The sequence below is a fragment of the Paenibacillus agilis genome (genome assembly GCF_007786455.1).
Lineage (GTDB): Bacteria > Bacillota > Bacilli > Paenibacillales > Paenibacillaceae > Paenibacillus_B > Paenibacillus_B agilis.
In genome coordinates this window covers 1,013,525-1,034,887 of the sequence record NZ_VNJK01000001.1, presented here as the reverse complement: position 1 = coordinate 1,034,887, position 21,363 = coordinate 1,013,525, and the positions used below count along the sequence as shown (strand labels likewise).

Below are 21,363 nucleotides of genomic sequence, written 5' to 3'. Positions count from 1 at the left end.
CGGAGATGCTCCTATTATAGAAGCATCTCCGCGAGACGGCATATACCCGTTTCTATTTCTGACTCGTTTACTTTGGCAAAGCCCAACACCCACCCTTTGCGCTTGCTTTCCAAGCAATAATTACTCAGCGGATATATACGCATTCCCTTGTCTAGTGCATGATTCGCAGCTGCTTCTTCGTCAAACGAATCTTCAGCTTCAAGGAACATATGCAATCCCGTTTCTACGCCGCTTAGTTTAAAGCGTTCTCCGAGGCCACTTGAACCGATAGCTTTCGTCATGGCTTCGTGTCTGCGCCGATATACGTTTCTGACTCTTCTCATATGACGCATAAAATACCCATGCTCAATAAAGTGAGTGAGCGTCAATTGCTCCATAATAGGAAGGTGCCGATAGGTTAGTTCATGGACTTGAGCAAGCTGGTGTATAGCACTTCTGGGCCCAATGATTGCCGATATTCGTATACCGGGAGCAATCATTTTTGAAAAGCTCATCATATACAAGGTGTTCTGTGATTGCTGGCTGAACAACGTAGGTAACGGGTCACCGCGATATCGAAACTCGCTATCGTAGTCGTCTTCCACAATCCAAAATTGCTGTTGAGCGGCCATATGCAGCAATTGCTGCCTACGTGGTTCCGACATAATCACCCCAACTGCACACTGATGTGCAGGCGTAACATAAACAAGTTTGGATTGCGGATGAATGTGGTCTACCTGTAATCCGTAATCGTCTACAGGAACAGGGACAACATTCATCCGCCGATATTTCATAGCCATCCACGCGGCCGGGAAGCCGGGATCCTCTACGGAAACCGTTTCTCCTTCATTTAGTAGAGCTTGGGCAATTAAATCAAGGCTATGTTGTGCGCCTGATGTTAACATAATTTGATCGATATGCACGTGGACGCCTCGCTCTAGTGACAGATAACGTTGAATCTGTTCACGCAGCGGAACGAAACCACATGCGTTGCCGTAAGCCCAAGTAGTTAGTTCCGTTTCTTTGGAGGCTTGCAAAAAGGAGTGTCTCCAATTTTTTTGAAATTGTTGATCCAAATAAGGCTCGTGTGGGCTGAAATCTATCTCAACATTTCGATATTCCTTGCCTCTAAACCAGCTCTGCAAATGGCTGACTGCATCGTTTAATAAAGGTAATTCGGGGGTGATAGGCCCTTGAAGTGTTACATCCTCTGTAAAACCTGTTCTACAGGTCCAGTCACTTACCCTTGTTCCGCCGCGCCGGGAAGTAACCGTGTAGCCACGACTAAATAATTCCTCATACACAATCTGTATCGTTGAGCGGGAGACACCTATCAATTGTGCAAGCTCACGAGAAGGTAGAAGCAGTTCTCCTGGCGGCCATTTACCAGTTGTTATATTATGAATAGCTTGGTCAAGCAATTGCTGCCATATGGGGTGTTTGTCATCGCGCTTAATTTGTAGCATCCATTTCACCTCTAGTTGTGTTCGGTTTGAAATATGGACTGCATCCATTGCTTCTTATTATTGTACTACTTTGACCACTTCTCCTGCTTCTATATTGTGTTGACCAGACACAACAAGCTGTTCCCCTATTTTAATCCCGCTTAGTACTTCCTGATAAGGTCCCTTCACACGACCTAATTGCACTTCCCGCTTCTCCGCCTTATTTCCATTTAGGACGAATACATAGGCTGCGCGTCCTTCCCTTACTATACTTAATGACGGAACTGCTGCCACCGTTTCCTCTGCTATTGTGGTTAGCTGAAGATGCACTCTTGATAAAGGCTTCAACACATGATCCCTGTTGACCGCTTCAAGCTCCAACGTATACATTCTCGTCGCAGCGTCGGGTACATCGGACAGATGAACGACTTTAGCTGTGCGGTCCGAGTCCGCGCCATTACCATTGGAATCACGAAATGTTAACCTCTTTTTGCTACCAACCAGCTTTACAGCCGATTCAGTTAAGTGTGCTTTTATTTTGACTGTTTCTGTCATCTGCACGATTCCCACTATACTCCCCGCTTGAATGTTCGTGCCTTCAGCAACCTTGATGTCCGTCAAAATACCGTTAGCAGGAGATACAATTTGCCCATCATTCCAAGTCTGCTCTGCTTGTTCAAGTTCAAGCTTAGTCGTTTCAACTTCGGCCTCCTTAATAGCCACTGCCTTTTGTCGATCAAGTGCTGCCAGTTTCGTTAAGGATGCTTGAAGCTCCCGCTTATTGGCTTCGATTTCCGTCTCAGAAGCTCCATCCCGAGCCTGCTGTTTCAGTGTTTCTTCAACCTTACTTATCGCATTCGTTAATTGGAGTCGACTATCATCTACACTTTCTTTCGTTGTCGTTAGCGACAGTTCTGCACTCTTAAGGGCTAGCTTCGCCTTTTCCCTGGCTATCAAGGCATGACGGCTTTCTAGCTTGGCGATGACTTCACCTGCCTGAACCATTTCACCGCTCTTCTTTAACAGCTTTACGAGAGCTCCGCCTGATTCGACCCTAACTTCAACTTGAGTTGAGGCATGAACTTCTGCAATTTGTTCCCTTGGATCGCCCATACTGTGCTTGCCAACAGCCTCAACCTTAACCTGCAGCGGTTCATTCTCTTTAATGGATGTATTAGCTGACGTGGTAGCAGCAGGAGTTGGTGATGTTGAGCAGCCTGCCATATAAGCGGCGCAAAGTAAGATGAAGAATCCTTTCATTAAATGTTTTGAAGTGGTGTTACGTACAATCTGCATCTTCATTTTATAATTTCCCCCATCTACAAATGATTAGCTAACTTCGTGTGTAGAGCCAGAAGGTACGTTCCGTTTGAATAATCGGCTCATCCGAACCTTGAACGATTCGATCATCTCATACACAATTGGCACAACAACAAGCGTAAGTATCGTAGAGGTAATTAGTCCGCCAATGACGACAACCGCGAGCCCCTTCGATATTAATGTGCCGTTCGAAATTCCAAGTGCCAATGGAACCATAGCAGCAATCGTTGCTCCCGCTGTCATAATAATCGGACGCAGACGAACTTTTCCTGATTCAATAAGGGCATGCCGAACGAGATAGCCTTCCCCCCTCAGCTGCTGCGTACGATCAAGCAGGACAATTGCATTTGTCACAACGATTCCAATTAACATCAAGAAGCCAATTAGGGATGTAATATTGATAGATTCATTTGCTATCCACAGCCCTAGCAAGCCACCGATAACTGCTAAAGGTAAAGAAAATAGAATAGCGAATGGAGTACCCGCATTCCCGAAGCACAGCACCATAATAAGATAAACGATGGCTACTGCAGCTCCCATAGCAGCAAACATTTGATTGAAGCCCTTCATCATATCCATGCTCACACCGCGAACCGTCGTCGTTACTCCTGCTGGAAGCTCGATTTGGTTAAGTGCATCTGTTACTTGCGCACTGATCGCCCCTTTGTCTACGGAGTCAATCTTGGCCGTTAATTGTACCATCAGCTTCTGGCTTTCCCGCTGAAGCGCGACTGGCGCTGTGACTTGCTGTAACTTCGCCACTTCGTTCAAATATACAGTACTTCCATCAGCCGCCTTCATCGGCATTTGTCCGAGCTGCTCTAATGAATTTTTGTCTTTAGGAGCAAGTTCAACTGCTGCCCGATAAACCGTGTTATCCAGACGAACATTGCCAAGTTCATATTTAGCAAGCCATTGCCCAACATACATATGGACCATCGATACTTCCAAGCCAAATCGTTTCGCTTTTGACGGGTTCACCGTAATCTGTACTTCCGTCTTTGCATCTCCTAAGCTATCTTTTATTTCCTTTAACACAGGGAATTCCTTCATCCTCGTCTTCATCATTGCGGAAGCCTGTTCCAACACCTGTTGATCCTCCGCATAAATCACATACGTGAAATCGGTGGAAGAATATCCGCTGCCTCCTTTTAAAGATCCAGGCAATACCTCAGATCCTTTAGGAAGCTGGCTTGCGATAAGCTGTGTATATTGCTCCATTACAATTTTAGGATCGACGTTCTCATTTGCCTCTGTAATGACCTCTATAGAATACGGAACACGTTCCTCACTTCCCCTGTATCCAACTAGCGCTTCCACAAATGTGAACAGCGGCTGCTTATTCTCGTCTGTTGCTTCGTGCAGCAGCGTTTCAATTTGCTGTGCCTGCAGGTTTGTGCTGTCAAAGGGGGTTTCTGTTGGCAATTTGATCGTAAAGTTCATTTGCCGCTCTACTGCATCTTCAGGTAAAAATCCTTGGGGAAGATTAGGAATTGTAAATATAACGGTCAAAATGAGCAGCAGTCCGGAAAATAGCAGAGTCTTAATTCGATGTGTTAAGCTCCAAACTAGCACTCGCTCATACCACTCAACTACTTTGCCTCCTTCATGCTCCTTCACACTCGTCGCCTTAGTACTACGAAGTACCATCAGCTTCGCCATCATCGGTATAATCGTTAAAGAAACGAGCAAGGAAGCAAGCAGTGCACAAGAAACCGTAATCGCAAACGGGCGAAATAATCCGCCAATAACACCCGTTACAAAGGCAATGGGAAGAAACACACCTACTGTTACAAAAGTAGAAGAGCTAATAGCCATCGCAACCTGCTTAACGGCTAACAAAATAACAGATTCATTTCGTTGCTGAGCTTTTTCCAAATTGGCATAGATGCTCTCAATCACGACGATACTGTCATCCACGATCCTTCCCACGGCAATAAACATGCCTCCGAGCGACATAATATTTAAGGTGACATTCATGCCATGCATCATAATAAAGGTTAATAGAATGGAGAGCGGTATCGACACAACCACGATTAAGGTCATCCTCATATTGCGTAAGAAGAGCAAGATCATGAGGGAAGCAAGGACGATGCCTATCATGCCTTCTTTCAGCAGGCCGCTAATGGATGCCCGAACCTCATCCGCGCTGTCATAGATTTTGCTAAAGGACACTTCTGGGTGTACTTTTTCCCAACCGCGGATCAGCTCATTAGCTTCATTGGAGAAATCAACAGCATTAGTAGCAGCCGACTTGTACAAATGAATACCTACAGCCGGTTTTCCATCCATACGAGCGATAAAGTTAGCCTCATTGACGGCTTGAATTTTTGCGATTTCCTTCAGTAGCAATGTTGCACCCGTTGGAGAGGTTATCTCTAAGCTCTCTAGGGAAAAAAGACTGTCCAATTCGCCCTGAACCCGAGCAATTTGCGTATTCCCATTAAACTCCACGATTCCAGCCGTACTATTCGTCATCGCCGATTGCACGGAATCCGTCACCATATTTGGTGTCAAGCCATAGGCTGACAATGCAGCGGCATCCAACTGAATATCTAGAGACGTACGGCGAGCTCCTATCGTATCGATGTGATCGATCCCGTTGATCGATTCGAAGCCGGACTTGAGCTCTTGCTCATACAATTGATCCAATTCGCTTTGGGACATGGAATCTTTAGTATGAATGGCTAAGTAATAGGCAGGTTCCGATGCGAATCCTAGCGTAGATACTTTGGGTCTGCCTGCCCCTTTTGGCAATTGCACATCTTGGACGAGACTTTCTAGATCTTGCTTCATCTTATCGATCTGAACGTTCTCGTCAAACTGAAGCGTGATCATGGAACTGCCATCGTTGGACGTAGAACTTACCATCGTCAGCCCTTCAACATTCGCAACTTTATCCTCAACCGGCTTCGTGACAAGACTCATCACATCTTGCGGTGAAGCTTGATAAGGAGTTGTAATGAAAATAATGGGTATGGAGATATTAGGCATATTCTCTACCTTCAGCGACGTACCCGAAAAAGCCCCCGCTCCTACTACAATTGCAGTTAGTATAATCATGGCTGCTATTTTGTTCATCGAAAATTGAATGAGTGACTTCAAGCGTTAACCCTCCTACCCTATAATCTCTAAAGCTCTACCTATGTATTGGGTTTTTCTTCCTAGTAACTTGAAGTCAGTCTACTACACGATTATGAACATAATGTGACGTAATCACATGTTGAACAGATTTTTTTACGATACTAATAAAAAAAGCCAACGTCTAAGGCGTGTTCCCCTTAATCCGTCGACTTTGTTGTCACCTTATGAAATGATATGAGGCAGTGTAACGATTACGGTTATGCCTGCGTCTGAATTGCTTTTAAGGACAACCGTTCCCCCATGCAAGGAAACAATTTTTTTGACAATCGCTAATCCTAGACCGTTACCAGACTTAATCTTGTTGTGGGACTTATCCACTTTGTAGAATCTCTCAAATACTTTAACCTGCTCTTCCTCGGGAATACCGATCCCCGAGTCTGTGATTCTAACTTCAATCGATCCTATATGTTTGACAATCGTTATCCGAATGTGGCCACCTATCGGTGAAAACTTAATACTATTGCTGATAATATTCATCCACACCTGATTCAGCTGATCTTCATCTGCCTTAATCTTAGTGCGGGACAAATCCATCTCCCATTCTATCGATTTATCCGACCATAGCGGCTCGATCGACACAACTACTTGACGCAGCTGCTCATCCAAATCGTACATGCACGGAGAAAATGGATGGTGCTGCGACTCCAAAGAGGCTAGCTTTAATAAATTTTCGGTTAGACGCGAGACCCTTTCGCTCTCCTGCTGAATAATGGTTAGATATCGAATTCGCTCCTCTTCTGATAAATGATTATGCTGAAGAGCCTTTGAGAACCCCGAAATAGAAGTCAGTGGGGATTGAATTTCATGAGACACATTAGAAACAAACGTTTGCCTCATCCCTTCAAGCTGCTGCATCTGACTCGCCATATAATTAAAGCTTCTTGCCAGCTGTCCAAGTTCGTCCTTTCTGTTGCTCCACTCCAATTCAATGTCGAACTCTCCCCTGGCCAATTGCTCGGTAGCCGCCTTCATGCCCCGTATCGGTCTCACTAAGTACTTTGCACCAATAATAATGATCACACAGCCGACCAATAAATTAATAATTAATGCAAAAATAAGCAGCTTCGTCGAAACAGAGGACATAGAGCCTTCAGACGCTTGAATAAATAGCGCATAACGGCTGCCCGCCTCTTCGTAAGGAATTCCGATGACAAGTTCTGACGGGGATACATCACGTCCCCTGTACGTTTCACCATTTAATACAAACCGAACAACTTGATCGGGAATAATAAATAGATCAGATGAATCTCTTCCATTTATCACTCTCATCACTCTGCTGCTGTCGTATAACCTTACATCGTATTTTTCGGCATATCCTTTCTGCTTTAGTAGAGCACCGACTTGCTCAATCCCGTTACTGCGAATCGCCTGCTCAAGGCTGGCAGCATCCTTTGCCAATTCAATTTGAAGATTTTCAATAAACTGATCACCATAAGTTTGGATAACAAACTGAGACAACAAAAATGCACTGATCAAGCCAATCGATACTGCCGTTACATAAGTGAGCACAACCCGAACGTATAGGGATTTGATCATGTCCGCTGTTCCTCTAGTTTATAGCCTAGCCCACGTTTGGTCTCAATCGTGAAGGCGCAGTTCAATCCGGCGAATCGATCTCTTAACCGTTTAATATGTACATCTACCGTGCGGTCGTCTCCTTCAAAATAGGCACCCCACACTTGCTCGATAAGATCATTCCGGGTAAATATTTTACCTGGATAGCTTGCCAGCTTATATAGAAGATCGAATTCTCGAAGCGGGAGCGATAACTGTATACTGCCAATGACCGCTTCATATCTATTTTTGTCCAGCAGCACATTGCCTACTTGAACCTTCATAGAGGATTGAATATGATATCTCTTCAAATGAAGCTTCACTCGCGCTACCAGCTCGATGGGGTCAAATGGCTTGACGAGATAATCATCCGCACCCAAATTAAAGCTTTTAATTTTATGCTCGGTTTCTCCCTTAGCTGTTACCATCAAAATTGGCATCTCATGAAAGTCGGCCCTCAAGGCTCTACACAAATCCCACCCGTCCATCTGCGGCATCATAATGTCTACGATAACTAGATCCATTTTCTCTTCACGCAATCTCTCAATTGCCTCAACGCCATTGCTTGCATGATTGACCTTGAAGCCATCTCTATGCAAATAAAAGCGAATAAGCTCTAGTATATCTGGGTCATCATCCACAATTAGAATGTTAGCCATCACGACATCCCCCTGTAACCTAGTTCCTCTAAGAAACTATAACTAGTTGCTAATCTTATGCACCAAGCTATATCACTTAAATCTATTATATAGATTTATACCATATATTGTATGGTTGGTATACTGCCGTGGAACAGGTTAGAGTCGATAGTGATTGCTTACATAACACGAAAACACCGAAATAATCCGGTGTTCTGCCCAGCACAGAGTCAAGATTAATATGCATCTACTCCGAGTAGTTCCAACGCCAATCTAACGTGAGATTGCTCGCGCTTTTCAGTCAAGTAGCAGGCGTAGCCCTTTATAATGGGTGATTCTACAGAAAGCGGGACTTGATACAGCTTGTACGATTGAAGATACGGATCCGCTATCGATTTTGGCAAAAAGCCGAAAACCGAGTTGCTCAACAGCATCGTGAGCATCGTGGACGAATGATCGGTTTGAAGTGCTGGTATAAACCCCGGCTCAACAAGGGAGGCAAACCATTCCGTGAAAGGATTTCCCCAGTCGATGTGGCAATAGGTCGGCGAGGAAAAATTGGGCTCCGATAGCGCAGCAGTTCCATCAGCAGATACAAGAATGATTTCGTCTTCGAACAGCAGCTGTTTCGAAATACTTGGATGGTCGGGTGGGTCCAACTTGACCGCAAGGCTGACACTACCATCAAGCAGCAAATCACGAATCATATAGCCTGGGTCGATATAGCTCAAAAATTTGACGGCTACATGCGGATGTTTGTCTCTAAACTCAAGAATCCGATTCAAATATCGGTAGTGCCATACGGAGCCTGGGCCGCTCAACACGATATGTTCCCTATATTGTTCGGACAGTGACAATTTGCTCTCTTCGATAAGCTGGAGCATACGTTCAGCGTATGGTAGAAAAGCGATACCCGAGCGCGTCAGACTGACGGTTCGATTATCACGATCAAACAGCCGCTTGCCAACCGTTCGTTCCAATGCCCGAATTCTCGCCGTCACAGCGGATTGGGAAATGTGTAGATGTTTGGCGGCAGTGGTGAAATTGAGCGTTTGGCATACCGCCATAAATGCCTCCAAGTGAGACTGGTCCATTCACATTCCTCGATTCGATTTATTTATTACTGCAATACTTAAGATTCGTTATACAAATTATTCTAGGTCAACTATACTTCTATTACAAGATCGTTATGCAAAGACAGCTTGGATACGGGAGGACATCATAATGAAGGACAATATGCTGCTTATTGAACTTACAAACAAGGTTGACGATTATATCGAGGAAGAACTTGCTGACCTTCTCGTACAAGTGGTAGAAGGCGGCGCTTCAATCGGCTTCTTGCCACCCCTCTCTCCTGATGAGGCTCGGGATTATTGGGCTAACGTCTTGGCTCCAAACGTAAGGTTATGGATTGCTGTATGGAATGGATGTGTAGTAGGTACTGTGCAGCTCCATCTCTGCGGCAAGCCAAACGGAAACCATCGGGCGGAAATTGCGAAATTGATGACAAGCCCACAACATCGAAGATTAGGAGTTGGACGTGCCCTTATGCGCACGGCGGAAGAAGCGGCATGGAGCGAGGGCCGCACGCTGCTCGTACTCGATACAAGAGAAGGAGATCCGTCCAATCTGTTGTATCGTTCTATTGGATATCAACAGGCGGGGACAATCCCGTCCTTTGCAAGATCAGCGAATGGAAATCTCGATGCGACGGTTCTATATTATAAACTGCATGATCCGAATGCCTAAGTGTGAGCGAACAAAACAGCCCATAATCGCACTAACATGGAAATTTATCTGCTTTCCATTTGTGTGACTGGGCTGTTTGCTTTTACTAAGCATGTAAGCTGTATGAAAGCAACTATTAACTAAGCCAATACATAATTGGGCTAAAGACTGCAAAAATGAATCCGATGCACAAGACTACGTTGAGGAGTGCTAACTTATTGTTCTTGCACAAAAAAGCACACATGAAGCCCAGGTACCCTATTCCTACAGACCAATATAAATAATTGAAATTAGAGAAAATGAACAAGGCAGTGATATAGCCAATTACATTTATTACAATACAAGTAATTGAAAGATAAATAAGAACCTTTTGCATAGCCGAATTTGTAACGACAGCGCCTCGGATCCCCTTCAGCAATTTTCTCACCTCCGATATTTGTCCATAAAGATATAAAAATATTGGTAGAACATGGATGAACATATCATTATACATGATCTTACAAGATGATAAGTGACTGTCAATATTTCAGTATGTTCTCCAGCCTCGGGTTCCTAATAATCGTGGCAATCCTCACAAAATAAAAACGCAGCCTTGAATATGCTGCGTACAGTATTACACTCCACTATCATTACAGGCGTTCCTTATCGAACCCCTTTTACCATAGATCGATTGCTTACGGTCCAAGCTGTAGCTGATAAAGGTTAATAATGAGGCAGCGATCGCGACGATACCACCGAACCATGATATATCGATTATTTCCCTGTGCGTTGTGACAATCCCGCCAAGAGCTGAGCCAAGCGCGATTCCGACATTTACAGAAACAGGAGTCAACGATGAAGCCAAATCTTTCGCAGCTGGATAATGTTTATCAGCCAAATCAATGAAATACAACTGCATAGTGGAGTTCATGACATACACGATAAGAGCAAGGAATGAAATGCTAATTAAACCTGCGACAATTGAGTTAGAGGTAACATACAACGACGCGAGAATAAGCGCTTGAATGAGAAACACATATCTAAGCTTCCTAATCCCATCCCGATTGGCCAATTTTCCTCCAATTAGTGTGCTAAACACGGATACAACTCCGTAAAGCAGAAATACAAGGCTGATATATTGGTCTGGGACAAAGAGTACCTCTTGCATCAGAGGAGTTAAATAGGTATATACGGTATAAGTTGCTCCAATACTTAACGCCGGAATAAAGAAGGCTATGACAATACGTGAATTGGTTAATAAACCGATTTGTTTTTTTAATGAGCTCCGTGTTCCCTTTAGCCCTCTGGGAATCGTTGCCGAGCTTGCGAATAGAGAAATGATTCCTAATAGAGAGGTAAACCAAAAGGCCAGCTGCCAACCGCCCCATTGTCCGATATAAGTACCTAGAGGAACTCCAATTACACTAGCAATTGTAAAGCCCATAAAGATGATTGAAATGACCGCGCCCCTCTTTTCGGCAGACACGCTTTCGCTGCCAACGGCCATTGCAAGTGCGATCAAAACTCCGGTTACAACAGCCGTAATAATTCTGGAAACAAGGAGCAGCGCATACGAATCGGATAAGGCAGTTATAATATTGCCTGCAATAAATGCCCCAATCAATGAAAGCATTAGAGGATACTTATTGAACTGACTGAACATAGCTGTCAATATCGGTGTACCTATTGCAAAAGATAGGGCAAATGCTGATACTAGAGCCCCTGCTGCTGAAATAGAAATATGTAAATCGGCTGACACTTCAGCCAAAAGACCCACAATAACAAATTCACTTGTCCCTAGGACGAAGGTCAATAAAAATAAATTTAAGGTCAACATCTTTTGTTGTTTACTCAAGATGAACTCCCCCTTTCCATATCATCTTCTTTAAGCTCTTTCAACAGCAATCTGGACTTCAGCAACATACGTTTCTGGGTCACCTAATTTTTCATGAGGGAGACAGATTTCTCGTCGCGGCTCATTCTCCTTTATTCGATAACCGCTTCGTTCGATCCACAATGCCAATTCCGTACTCGCGGTACAAGAACTCGCTGTCCGACAAATATGGGTAAGCGTGGCCATCGTCGAAATTTCCGGCAATCGTTTTACCATGAAGAGTGGACCGCTTGGGATTTCGTGCGTTAGCGGACGAGCTACTTCGATATCGATCTCATCCTCACTACTTTCGCAGCCGTGCCAAAGTACGATTTTACTTGTAGAGGATAGACCTAATTTTCCTAAGTAATCGTCCAACTGTTTAAAAAGATCAGGTATTCGTCTGTATGAAGTTTTAAGACGGTAAGAAATTACAAGTTGAGGATCAACGGCCTTTAGAATGATATCGTGTGAAGGCTGGTTTTCAGCCTCACTCTCAAGACAGCACAGACGCTCCGCAATTCGAAAAAGCCTAGCTTGTTCCTTATCAATAATAGATTGAATCTCATTTTGCTTTAGGCGAAACATCCCCCTAAGTTGTTCAATCGGAACTTGCTCACCCAACATCGGACGAATTTGTTCCAACGAGAAGCCCAGTTCTTTATATGCCAAAATCCGATTCAGTTGAAACATTTGGTCAGCCGTATAATACCGATACCCTGTATACTTGTCAGTGTGAGTCGGCTTAAGCAAGTTCAACTGGTCATAGTATCGAAGCGTCTTAACGGACACTTGACTAATCTTCGAAAACTCACTAATTTTAAACATCGATTGGTAACCTCCCTTACCTATATTTCAATGCTCCCTTTGTCTTTTCCAAGTATAACTATCCAGTTAAGGGGAGAGTCAAGCGTGATATTTTTATGCTCCGCACAAAGCCAAATGCAATTGTATCTGCAACAAAAAACACGACCCATTGGATCGTGCGTGAATTGTATAACATATGTAGTTGCTACCCCATCTGTATCTGTTACGACTGCCCCCGCACTTTACCACCTAGTAAATAGCGGATTAGGTCCAGCATGCGTCGGAAAGTGCGGCAGCACTTCCTCGGCCAATTCCTGAATCACCTCAGCAGGCGGCCGACTCGAAAATTGGATGCCAAGCGCAGCATGATTGACACCCGCTGCTCGCCATTCCTCCAAAAGCTGAATCAAGCCTGCTCTCCCTGTACGCAATACGAAACCTCCGCGAAGCGGCGTTCGAGGATAATTGACATCTTCCACAAGATCAATCCACTCGTTGGTCATATGCGGTTTAAACATCCCGCCAGGAATTTTTTCGCGCCATGCCTGGATCTTCTGTGCAAGCATCTGGGGACCACTAGCATTTGCCGTCGCTTGGGGATAAGTAAGCCATCCGTCACTATGCTCTGCAATCCAATCCAAAGATTGCCTACTTGAACCAGTTACAATGAGTGGAATGCCGCCTGCCGCAGGCTTAGGGAGCAGTTCTACTCCTTTCAAATGCCCAAGCGAAGATTGAATCGCAGGACTATGCTGATGAATAAGTTCGCGGAAATACTCCACCGTCTCCCGGAACCTCACTTCACGATGGTCCGCATCTAGACCATAAGCCGGGAACTCTACAGGTCGGTCTCCAGAGGCTATCCCAAGTACAAGGCGTCCACCTGACAGCACATCAATAGATGACGCAGCTTTGGCCAAATCAATCGGATGGCGAAGTGTAAAAATCGCACTTCCGGTTACTAAGGACACATTTTTCGTCCTTGCAGCTAGATAGGCTAAATAGACAAATGGATCAAAAACCTGGCCTGCATCTCCAAAATTAGGATCGAATAACGGAACATCCCGAACCCAAACGGAAGCAAAATTCGACTGATCGATTTTTTCAACTAAATCAGCTTGTCCCTTTAACACATCCATTTGACCTTTATAGAACGTAAGCGGTAAAAATATACCGATTGTTAATTGATTAGGGGCAAACATGCGCCGAAAACCAGGATGATCATTAAAGCTTCCACCGTTATCGCTAGCAGTTGACGTATCTCTATCCTTTTGTTCACTAGATTTTATTTGTTGCTCCAATTGGATCGCCTCCCCAAATATAAGTGTTCCAGTCCTCTGATATTGCACCTTAATTCGCCTGGAACTGATATAATTGTAATAGTCAACTGCACCTACAAGTAGTGACAATTCTCAACAATAATATGGGGTCAGTTTGTCCACTTGAGGAGGATACGTATGATCGATTTGACGATTTTGCTAAATGAAAAGTCAGAAGAACCGTTATACACTCAACTTTATCAATATATAAAGAAAGAAATCTTGAGCGGAAAGCTAACCGCTCAGACACGACTGCCTTCCATTCGTGCGCTATCTTCGCATCTTCATGTTAGCCGGAATACGGTGGATCTGGCCTATCAGCAGTTAATAGCCGAAGGCTATGTTCTCAGCAGAGCAAGAAGCGGCTTATATGTTATTGACCTGGAACTTGAAACGCTGCCCTCATCGCATTCGAATAATATGACAAGGTTGGAAAACCGTGTACAAGACCAGCCTGCGATCCAATACGATTTTCGTTATGGTGATGTGGATGCTGAGCATTTTCCATTTTCCACTTGGCGCAAGTTATCCAATCAAAGCTTACAGCAGAATCAACGGATGTTGTTTTCTTATGGCGATCCTCTGGGGGAACATGGATTTCGAAGTGAAATTGCTAAATATGTGCACAGCTCTAGAGGAGTAAATAGTTCCCCCGATCAGATCATCATTGGTTCTGGTATTCAGTACTTGCTCGGCATATTAACTGGATTACTAGGAGCTACTGACAACGGTATAGCGATGGAGGAGCCCGGCTATGACGGGGTTCGAACGATTTTTAAACATAACGGTTTCCCCATCCACCCTATTCCGCTGGATGAAGATGGACTTAACATCCATAAGCTATATGAAAGCAAATCACGCATCGTATACATAACGCCATCCCATCAGTTTCCCTATGGAATGGTCATGCCGCTCGCAAAGAGAATGCAATTACTGAAATGGGCAGCGGACCAGAATGGCATCATTATCGAGGACGATTACGACAGTGAGTTCAGATATGTAGGTAAACCTATACCTTCCCTGCAGGGCATGGATACCCGTCAGCGAACGGTCTATTTGGGAACCTTCTCTAAATGCCTTCTTCCCTCATTACGAACTGCCTATATGGTTCTACCACCGGACTTGCTAGAGCGTTACAATAAGCAAGACTTCCGGCTATATGACCAAACCGTGTCACAGATTCAACAGAAAACACTAGAGTTGTTTATGAGCAACGGGCATTGGGAAGCCCATATTCGCAAAATGCGCAAAGTTTATCGACAAAAACAATTTACGCTGATTTCTACGATCCAGAAGTTGATGGGTACGCAAGCGACGATAGTCGGTCAGGATGCGGGACTTCATATTTTATTACGTGTACATAATGGCATGGATGAAGTGGAATTGATTCAAACTGCAGAGGAAGAAGGCGTAAAAATATATCCTGTATCTCCCTTTTGGGCGCAACGAGCTCAAGCTGAAAGATCTATGGTTCAGATCGGTTTCGGCGGTTTGAGTAACACAGATATCATAGAGGGAGTTCAATCTCTTTATCATGCGTGGTTTAAGAAACGCTGAACCGTATAAATAGAAGCTCTACAAATAGAGCAGCATCAGAAGTTTACTATTACATATCACCAGAATATCAATATAAAGCGGAGCCACCATTTTGTGAAAATGAGGGTTTTTCCTCTTGTACGCATCATGTCATGTTGACTAGATACTAACAACGAAAGATGCTAATCATCGGATCAAAAGGCTGCTCAGCTTGATATATGGATGAAAGCCTAGCGCACATCAAATTGGTCATTCATATCATATCGCGTATGTATATTAGCCCTAATGTATAGGGGGAACAAGAAAATGAATGCTTCGGAAACCAAAGCCACAATTACTAAAAATGCAATCTTTCTTGCCGCCATGAGCTATCAGGCCTATCTATTGTTTCTTACTAATAAAGTACACTTGCCAAAAGGCTATAAGCTTCGCTCCATCATTCGCGTGTTAGCCAATGTAGAAAATCCGAAAGAAGAAATTTTCGGCTTTATAGCAGAATCTAAGCAAAAAATAATTATTGCATTTAGAGGCTATGCAGACTACCCTTCAGAGCTTCTTGCTGGATATGACGCACTTCAAATCCCCTATCCCTATGTCCAAAGAGCGGGCAACACGCAACGAGGATTGACTTGTATGTATCAATCAACGAGAGACAAAATCATCCGAGAGTTAAACAAGCTCCCAACAACCAAAAAACTGTACATTGCGGGTCATAACTACGGCGGTGTCGTTGCAACACTAGCTGCGCTGGATATCGCAGTGAATACGAAGTTTAAGCGCCCTATCGTCTATACGTATGGCAGCCTGCGAACCGGAGACCCGCTCTTTGCATCACGATTTGATAAGGTAGTCAAAAACAGCGTACGCGTCGTAAATGTCCATGACGTTAATACTACTTTCCCAGCCGCCTTTTACCCACCTCCGTTCACGAAGAATGGGTTGAGGTACCAGCATGTAAAAAGCAAATACCCACTCTACTTCCAGCTCAACAGTACACCTCGAAATGATGGAATTGGCTGCTATTTTAAATACCTCAGCAAAAAGAATCCAGCTTATGCAAAAACACTCTGCCAAACGAATCCGGGGTTTTGTCCCGACACAAGTATGTGTGTTCCGCTATTAAAAACTTGTTAATTCCATTGCCTAATGTAATTGAAAGGAGTCAACTATGGGGAGCTCTGAGGTGAATCACGATTCTACGAATAAAACAGCCATTTTTCTCGCAGCTATGACCTACCAGACGTATGTGCTTGTTCAAACGAAAAAGATTTTTTTACCGAAAGGCTATAAACTACGCTATGTCATTCAAGCTCTCGGTGGTGTTGAGAAGCCGATAAAAGAAGTGTTCGGGTATATCGCGGAATCCAAACATAATATCGTTATGGCTTTTAGAGGAACGGGTTCGTTTCAAGACAATGAATCGGACCAAGATATTTTTCAAGTCCCCTATCCTTTTGTCAAAAATAGTGGAAAGACGCATCGAGGTTTTACGTGCATTTATAGCTCCGCAAGAAACAATATCATTCGTGTTCTAAACAAACTGTCCCCGACTAAACGACTGTATATTGCTGGTCATAGCCTAGGAGGAGCTTTAGCTGTATTAGCAGGCTTGGATATTGCCGTAAATACGAAGTTCCATAAGCCAATTGTGTATACGTATGGCTCCCCTCGTGTTGGGGACCCTACCTTTGCCGCGAAGTACGACCGCGTCGTAAAGAACAGTGTGCGTGTGTTCAATGTCCACGACATTATCCCCTTGATACCGGATAAAGTGTACCCTCCTCCTTTTACAAAAGAGGGACTATACTATCAACATGTGAAAAGGAAGTATCCTATTTCATTTCAATTGAACAGTGTCGCGGGACTTAACCACAACATTGTCTGTTATTTTAATACCCTCAGCAAAAAGAACCCTGCGTACACGAAAGCCATCTGCCAACCCAATCCGGGTTTTTGCCCCGCTACAGGGGTATGTGTTCCTTTTCTAGGTGGATGCGGATCAACGATCACCAAAGGACAGTTGTATTGTGTAGGCTGTTAGAGGACTATTCCAACCCTGCTGAAGAATTAGCGCCCTCTAAATCAATTTTTATATTTGACCTTTACAGCACCATTTGCGGTCAGCGCTATGACCGATACTAACACTGCCAATAAAGAATGGCTTGATAAACTATGGAGCAATATTACTGCACAGCCTACGAACCAAGCATCGTACTTCGGCAACACTGTTCGACTGCATAGCGTAATCGTCGTTTCCGGCAACTGGTGGTCACCAAATTAATTCACAACTGCGTGCAACCGTGTATGTGTTCAACTCTTATAACATAGGTAGTGACTAAAACCTGCTATGAAAACTAAGAAACTGAGGCATCTAAAAAAAGAGCCGACGGCAAAGGAACTGACTCCTGTATATGAGACAGCGGTCAGTTCCTTTGCGGCTCTTAAACATGGATTAATACATAAATGTATTCCTTTTTTCGTAACCTTGAGTAATCCTTAGTTGTTCATCAAAACTAAATTATGGTAGCATTTACTTAGGCATAACTCATAGGAGGGAATTTTATGAAAAAACTATGCATTGCCGCTATTGCTGCTGGTGTCTTATTGAGTGGTTGTAGTCAAAAAGAAACCACCATCCAACCAACTCATCAGGTACAAGAAGAAAAGCCTTCAACGCCAGAACAAACAGAACTCCAATATGTTCCAATTGATGAAAATAAATATGATGGTATCGAAAAAGAAATGATTAAGCTAGTAAATTTGCATGCGAAGTACGTAAATGAACGAAATGAATCAAGTTTTAAAGAACTATATCAGGACCCTGATAGGTTCGACCTTCCCCCCTCTGAAATTCTGAAAATCGAAGTGAATGAATTTCATAACATGAAACATACGCAAGGATATGTCAGTGTGAATATAACTTATAGAGTGCTCGAAACAAAAGAAGTCACAACATTAAGCCCGAATTTTTTTATTGCTCAGGGTAAAGAAAGCAAAGAATGGAACATAGTGGATCTTGATTAAAAATAAAGGGGATATGATTTTATCCCCTTTACCTAAACTTATTGCCATGCTGTAGGATTAACCTTAACCATACTAAACACCTCTCTAATTCCACTTGCGCTTTCTGGTACAAAAGTTCCTGTTGTCTGACCACTCTTGTAACGCATTTGAGAGGAGCCGCCGCCATCCAAGTAAACCGCCATAGCACATCCTTTATCTTTCATAAATTGACGCATTCCCCAAGGGGTTTCACTCTGAAAAACAACCAGCACAACTTTTCCTGTCGTATAACTATATCCAATTGCTGTACGTGCTCGAAGTCCAGGTGAGGAGTAAGTGCTACCGCTCTTTTTAATTACGTTATTAATACCTGATGCTTCTTCATTAACATCTAAGCGACGGTAAAATTCTTGCTCAATAATGTTCTCGTTGACATATAGATTTAGACCACCAATTGCATATAGTTTCATATTTGGCGAAAGTGGGAAATCTTCGACCTTACGTACATTGGCTACATCATGCACACGATTCCCAGAACGTAAATCTCGGTAACAGTAAAAAGTTCCCCGTTGTTTATTACCATAAGCATTAAATCTTGCGTTACCACCAATAGCAGTATCATTGTTAACCGCAATTCCTAAAAAATCATTCGACGAACTAAAGAATGTACCGTTAACACCATAGTTGCCTGAAGCTGTAACAGTGTTATCTATTTTCACTACAGAAATAGCTTCAGAATCTGCCTCGATAACACGTACATCTCGTCCATTATGCGTGGTTTTTGAGTATTTTGCTGTTGTCATTTTTCTTCATCCTCTCGATATTATGAATAATAAGAACATCCAGCGCTGGATTTCTTCTCATTTATAAAGTCGATTTTTTCAGATCTTTAACAACCAACTTCAAAAAAATTTTCAATCTATGTTTCAATATGCAAAGTGGCTCTAACCACAAACTCTGCAAAGCATCTTCTTTAGGCATCTTGATATATTTGCAAGCTGATAAACACGTGCGCCTCGTTCACCGTCTTTACTATTGCAATACAAGGATATTCCTAAAACAACGGTTGTCTTTCCATTTTTACGGGCAACAAAAATAAGCACTTCCTTGAATCTGCGCAGACTAGATGTCCTAGTGGACCCAGCCATATGCAGAGCCAATAATGAAATGCTGCCACGGTTGTATTTCTAAGCGTTCATAATCACCTCTAGATGGTATGCAACATCATGACGCCCCTTAACTAATGTGATATCTCCTCAATAACTAAAAACATCTCTTCTATTTTTACAATAGTCATCAAATTTCTTTTTTCTCTATCTACTTTGATTTTCAACCTAAACGACTACATATATTCTATTTCACTAAAGTTACATACCAAATCATGTGGATCTTCAAAAAATCTCTGTCATGTTGAACTTTCGATTTTTCGGAACGATACCTATCAGATGAATTTCCGTCAATTTTCCCTTCTAAATTTTTATAAGTATAGATGAATTTAGGTTGATTCTATTAAGGAGGTGATGAAAGCTCAATCCCAATTTTTAACGGTAAATGTCTCAGTTTTATCAAAATAGTGTATGTGAAAAGGAGTATACCTATATGAAACCGAAAAAATCGTTCATTCTTATGCTCTGTTCTGCCTTACTTATGCAAACGCTAGTGTTCTCTGTCACTACCTCTGCAAATCCAGCATCCTCTCCATCTGTAAAAGATTCTGTGTATGGACAAAATGTAAATGAAGAGAACATCGATACATTTGCTGTTGCCCAACGAGGATTTCCACAGCATGTAACCTACTCCAACGGTGTTATTAAACCAAGAGTATCTCAAGCGAATTTAGATCAAGAGGTTCGCAGACTATATAATGAATGGAAAGCTAAGTACGTAAAAGCCCACCCGTATAAGAGCGGTCGCTATTTTGTCCACTACAATCAAAACGCCGAATCAACGGACGATCCGATTGACGCTGTTACCGTATCTGAAGCTCACGGCTATGGCATGATCGCCACTGCCTATCTGGCAGGTCATGACGCTGACGCGAAGAAATTATTTGATGGGATGTACCGTTTTTATCGTGACCACCCGAGTACGAATCACCCCGACTTGATGGCTTGGCAGCAGGTTGATCGCAACGGAGCCATTATCACCACACCAAACTCTGGGGGCAGCTCCGCTACTGACGGAGATATGGACATTGCCTACGCATTGCTGCTCGCTGAGAAGCAGTGGGGCAATAACACGGGCATTAATTACGGGGCACAAGCGAAGAAAATGATTAACGCCATTATGCTCAAAGATGTGAACCACACCTACTACCATCTAAAACTTGGTGATTGGGCGCAAGATTCTCATGCTAAATATGGCCCCGGGACACGCACATCAGACTTTATGTTCCACCATTTAAAGGTATTCCAAACGGCTACAGGCGACTCGCGCTGGAATCAAGTCATTACGACAACCCACGCTGCCAGAGAAAATTTATACTACGGGTACGCTGCCCAAACTGGGCTCCTTCCTGATTTCGGCATTCGTAAGGGGCAATACTACGAGCCTGTTAAACCCACAATCCCACCTTTCTTAGAGAACACAGATACAGACGGAATCTATTACTATAACGCTGCACGCATTCCATGGAGAATTGCTACCGACGTCATTTTGACAGGGGATACACGTTCCAAGTTCCACTTGACCACACTTAACAATTGGATTCGTACAGAAGCTAACAACAACCCCGCTAACATTCATGGTGGCGGTTTCTATCTGGACGGCACAAAATATTTGAAAAGCGGAACTTATTATGATTTGACCTTTACAGCGCCATTTGCGGTCAGCGCTATGACCGATACTAACACTGCCAATAAAGAATGGCTTGATAAACTATGGAGCAATGTTACTGCACAGCCTACGAACCAAGCATCGTACTTCGGCAACACTGTTCGATTGCTTAGCGTAATTGTCGTTTCTGGCAACTGGTGGTCACCAAATTAATTCATATCTACGTGCAACGGTATGAATAAGTTCAACTCCTTATAACGTAG

The 21,363-nt window shown here is 43.4% G+C and carries 17 protein-coding genes and 1 pseudogene; 7 read left to right on the top strand and 11 right to left on the bottom strand.

What is annotated here, in order from left to right; genetic code table 11:
• Positions 1–14: 14 nt before the first annotated feature.
• The 6 genes from pdxR (FPZ44_RS04425) to FPZ44_RS04400 all read right to left on the bottom strand — a co-directional run bounded on the left by pdxR (FPZ44_RS04425) (position 15) and on the right by FPZ44_RS04400 (position 9,174).
• Positions 15–1,445, bottom strand: coding sequence for a MocR-like pyridoxine biosynthesis transcription factor PdxR (pdxR, locus tag FPZ44_RS04425; protein WP_144987776.1), 1,431 nt, complete (start codon positions 1,443–1,445; stop codon positions 15–17).
• A 57-nt stretch (positions 1,446–1,502) separates the two neighbouring features.
• Positions 1,503–2,726: an efflux RND transporter periplasmic adaptor subunit gene (locus FPZ44_RS04420; RefSeq protein WP_144987774.1), complete on the bottom strand. Its 1,224-nt coding sequence runs from the start codon at positions 2,724–2,726 to the stop codon at positions 1,503–1,505.
• A gap of 27 nt (positions 2,727–2,753) precedes the next feature.
• A complete protein-coding gene (locus FPZ44_RS04415) occupies positions 2,754–5,849 on the bottom strand; it encodes an efflux RND transporter permease subunit (RefSeq protein ID WP_144987772.1) in 3,096 nt (1,031 codons plus the stop codon).
• A gap of 201 nt (positions 5,850–6,050) precedes the next feature.
• Positions 6,051–7,424 carry a sensor histidine kinase gene (locus tag FPZ44_RS04410; RefSeq protein ID WP_144987770.1) on the bottom strand — a complete coding sequence of 458 codons (1,374 nt, stop codon included), beginning with the start codon at positions 7,422–7,424 and terminating at the stop codon, positions 6,051–6,053.
• A complete protein-coding gene (locus FPZ44_RS04405; protein ID WP_144987768.1) occupies positions 7,421–8,101 on the bottom strand; it encodes a response regulator transcription factor in 681 nt (226 codons plus the stop codon). Before FPZ44_RS04405 ends, FPZ44_RS04410 begins: the two co-directional genes overlap by 4 nt.
• 215 nt (positions 8,102–8,316) lie before the next feature.
• A complete protein-coding gene (locus tag FPZ44_RS04400) occupies positions 8,317–9,174 on the bottom strand; it encodes a LysR family transcriptional regulator (protein ID WP_144987766.1) in 858 nt (285 codons plus the stop codon).
• Between the two features lie 130 nt (positions 9,175–9,304).
• On the opposite strand from FPZ44_RS04400, the gene FPZ44_RS04395 reads away from it, so the two are divergent.
• Positions 9,305–9,829, top strand: a complete 525-nt coding sequence (locus FPZ44_RS04395; RefSeq protein WP_144987764.1) for a GNAT family N-acetyltransferase — start codon at positions 9,305–9,307, stop codon at positions 9,827–9,829.
• Positions 9,830–10,421: 592 nt separating this feature from the next.
• Here FPZ44_RS04395 and FPZ44_RS04390 read toward each other — a convergent pair.
• The 3 genes from FPZ44_RS04390 to FPZ44_RS04380 all read right to left on the bottom strand — a co-directional run bounded on the left by FPZ44_RS04390 (position 10,422) and on the right by FPZ44_RS04380 (position 13,768).
• Positions 10,422–11,642 (bottom strand): MFS transporter, encoded by a 1,221-nt coding sequence (locus FPZ44_RS04390; RefSeq protein ID WP_144987762.1) that lies wholly within the window; start codon positions 11,640–11,642, stop codon positions 10,422–10,424.
• A 30-nt stretch (positions 11,643–11,672) separates the two neighbouring features.
• Complete coding sequence (locus tag FPZ44_RS04385) at positions 11,673–12,488, bottom strand: MerR family transcriptional regulator (RefSeq protein ID WP_144987760.1); 816 nt, start codon at positions 12,486–12,488, stop codon at positions 11,673–11,675.
• 221 nt (positions 12,489–12,709) lie between these two features.
• Positions 12,710–13,768: an LLM class oxidoreductase gene (locus tag FPZ44_RS04380; RefSeq protein WP_222429788.1), complete on the bottom strand. Its 1,059-nt coding sequence runs from the start codon at positions 13,766–13,768 to the stop codon at positions 12,710–12,712.
• A gap of 156 nt (positions 13,769–13,924) precedes the next feature.
• Between FPZ44_RS04380 and pdxR (FPZ44_RS04375) the strand changes: the two genes are divergently transcribed.
• From pdxR (FPZ44_RS04375) to FPZ44_RS04360, 5 genes are all read left to right on the top strand, one after another.
• On the top strand, positions 13,925–15,343 hold the full coding sequence (gene pdxR / locus FPZ44_RS04375; protein WP_144987758.1) for a MocR-like pyridoxine biosynthesis transcription factor PdxR: 1,419 nt from the start codon (positions 13,925–13,927) through the stop codon (positions 15,341–15,343).
• A gap of 285 nt (positions 15,344–15,628) precedes the next feature.
• Positions 15,629–16,456: a lipase family protein gene (locus FPZ44_RS04370; RefSeq protein ID WP_144987756.1), complete on the top strand. Its 828-nt coding sequence runs from the start codon at positions 15,629–15,631 to the stop codon at positions 16,454–16,456.
• A 34-nt stretch (positions 16,457–16,490) separates the two neighbouring features.
• On the top strand, positions 16,491–17,363 hold the full coding sequence (locus FPZ44_RS04365; RefSeq protein ID WP_144987753.1) for a lipase family protein: 873 nt from the start codon (positions 16,491–16,493) through the stop codon (positions 17,361–17,363).
• An 87-nt stretch (positions 17,364–17,450) separates the two neighbouring features.
• Positions 17,451–17,603, top strand: a complete 153-nt coding sequence (locus FPZ44_RS26345) for a hypothetical protein (RefSeq protein WP_186785911.1) — start codon at positions 17,451–17,453, stop codon at positions 17,601–17,603.
• A 281-nt stretch (positions 17,604–17,884) separates the two neighbouring features.
• On the top strand, positions 17,885–18,346 hold the full coding sequence (locus FPZ44_RS04360) for a hypothetical protein (RefSeq protein ID WP_144987751.1): 462 nt from the start codon (positions 17,885–17,887) through the stop codon (positions 18,344–18,346).
• 38 nt (positions 18,347–18,384) lie between these two features.
• On the opposite strand, the gene FPZ44_RS04355 is transcribed toward FPZ44_RS04360, so the two are convergent.
• Together FPZ44_RS04355 and FPZ44_RS26735 are read right to left on the bottom strand one after the other, a co-directional pair.
• A complete protein-coding gene (locus FPZ44_RS04355; RefSeq protein WP_144987749.1) occupies positions 18,385–19,128 on the bottom strand; it encodes a phosphodiester glycosidase family protein in 744 nt (247 codons plus the stop codon).
• Between the two features lie 186 nt (positions 19,129–19,314).
• A pseudogene (locus tag FPZ44_RS26735) lies at positions 19,315–19,546 on the bottom strand (terminase large subunit domain-containing protein); the annotation flags it as partial.
• Between the two features lie 378 nt (positions 19,547–19,924).
• On the opposite strand from FPZ44_RS26735, the gene FPZ44_RS04350 reads away from it, so the two are divergent.
• Entirely contained in the window at positions 19,925–21,313 is a 1,389-nt protein-coding gene (locus tag FPZ44_RS04350) for a family 8 glycosyl hydrolase (RefSeq protein ID WP_186785910.1), read from the top strand.
• Positions 21,314–21,363 lie beyond the last annotated feature (50 nt).

What these genes read in the sequence shown, in the direction of transcription:
- pdxR (WP_144987776.1), bottom strand. Translation starts at nt 1,445, where the DNA reads ATGCTACAAATTAAGCGCGATGACAAACACCCCATATGGCAGCAATTG.
- FPZ44_RS04420 (WP_144987774.1), bottom strand. Translation starts at nt 2,726, where the DNA reads ATGAAGATGCAGATTGTACGTAACACCACTTCAAAACATTTAATGAAA.
- FPZ44_RS04410 (WP_144987770.1), bottom strand. Translation starts at nt 7,424, where the DNA reads ATGATCAAATCCCTATACGTTCGGGTTGTGCTCACTTATGTAACGGCA.
- FPZ44_RS04405 (WP_144987768.1), bottom strand. Translation starts at nt 8,101, where the DNA reads ATGGCTAACATTCTAATTGTGGATGATGACCCAGATATACTAGAGCTT.
- FPZ44_RS04400 (WP_144987766.1), bottom strand. Translation starts at nt 9,174, where the DNA reads ATGGACCAGTCTCACTTGGAGGCATTTATGGCGGTATGCCAAACGCTC.
- FPZ44_RS04395 (WP_144987764.1), top strand. Translation starts at nt 9,305, where the DNA reads ATGAAGGACAATATGCTGCTTATTGAACTTACAAACAAGGTTGACGAT.
- FPZ44_RS04385 (WP_144987760.1), bottom strand. Translation starts at nt 12,488, where the DNA reads ATGTTTAAAATTAGTGAGTTTTCGAAGATTAGTCAAGTGTCCGTTAAG.
- pdxR (WP_144987758.1), top strand. Translation starts at nt 13,925, where the DNA reads ATGATCGATTTGACGATTTTGCTAAATGAAAAGTCAGAAGAACCGTTA.
- FPZ44_RS04370 (WP_144987756.1), top strand. Translation starts at nt 15,629, where the DNA reads ATGAATGCTTCGGAAACCAAAGCCACAATTACTAAAAATGCAATCTTT.
- FPZ44_RS04365 (WP_144987753.1), top strand. Translation starts at nt 16,491, where the DNA reads ATGGGGAGCTCTGAGGTGAATCACGATTCTACGAATAAAACAGCCATT.
- FPZ44_RS26345 (WP_186785911.1), top strand. Translation starts at nt 17,451, where the DNA reads ATGACCGATACTAACACTGCCAATAAAGAATGGCTTGATAAACTATGG.
- FPZ44_RS04360 (WP_144987751.1), top strand. Translation starts at nt 17,885, where the DNA reads ATGAAAAAACTATGCATTGCCGCTATTGCTGCTGGTGTCTTATTGAGT.
- FPZ44_RS04355 (WP_144987749.1), bottom strand. Translation starts at nt 19,128, where the DNA reads ATGACAACAGCAAAATACTCAAAAACCACGCATAATGGACGAGATGTA.
- FPZ44_RS04350 (WP_186785910.1), top strand. Translation starts at nt 19,925, where the DNA reads ATGAAACCGAAAAAATCGTTCATTCTTATGCTCTGTTCTGCCTTACTT.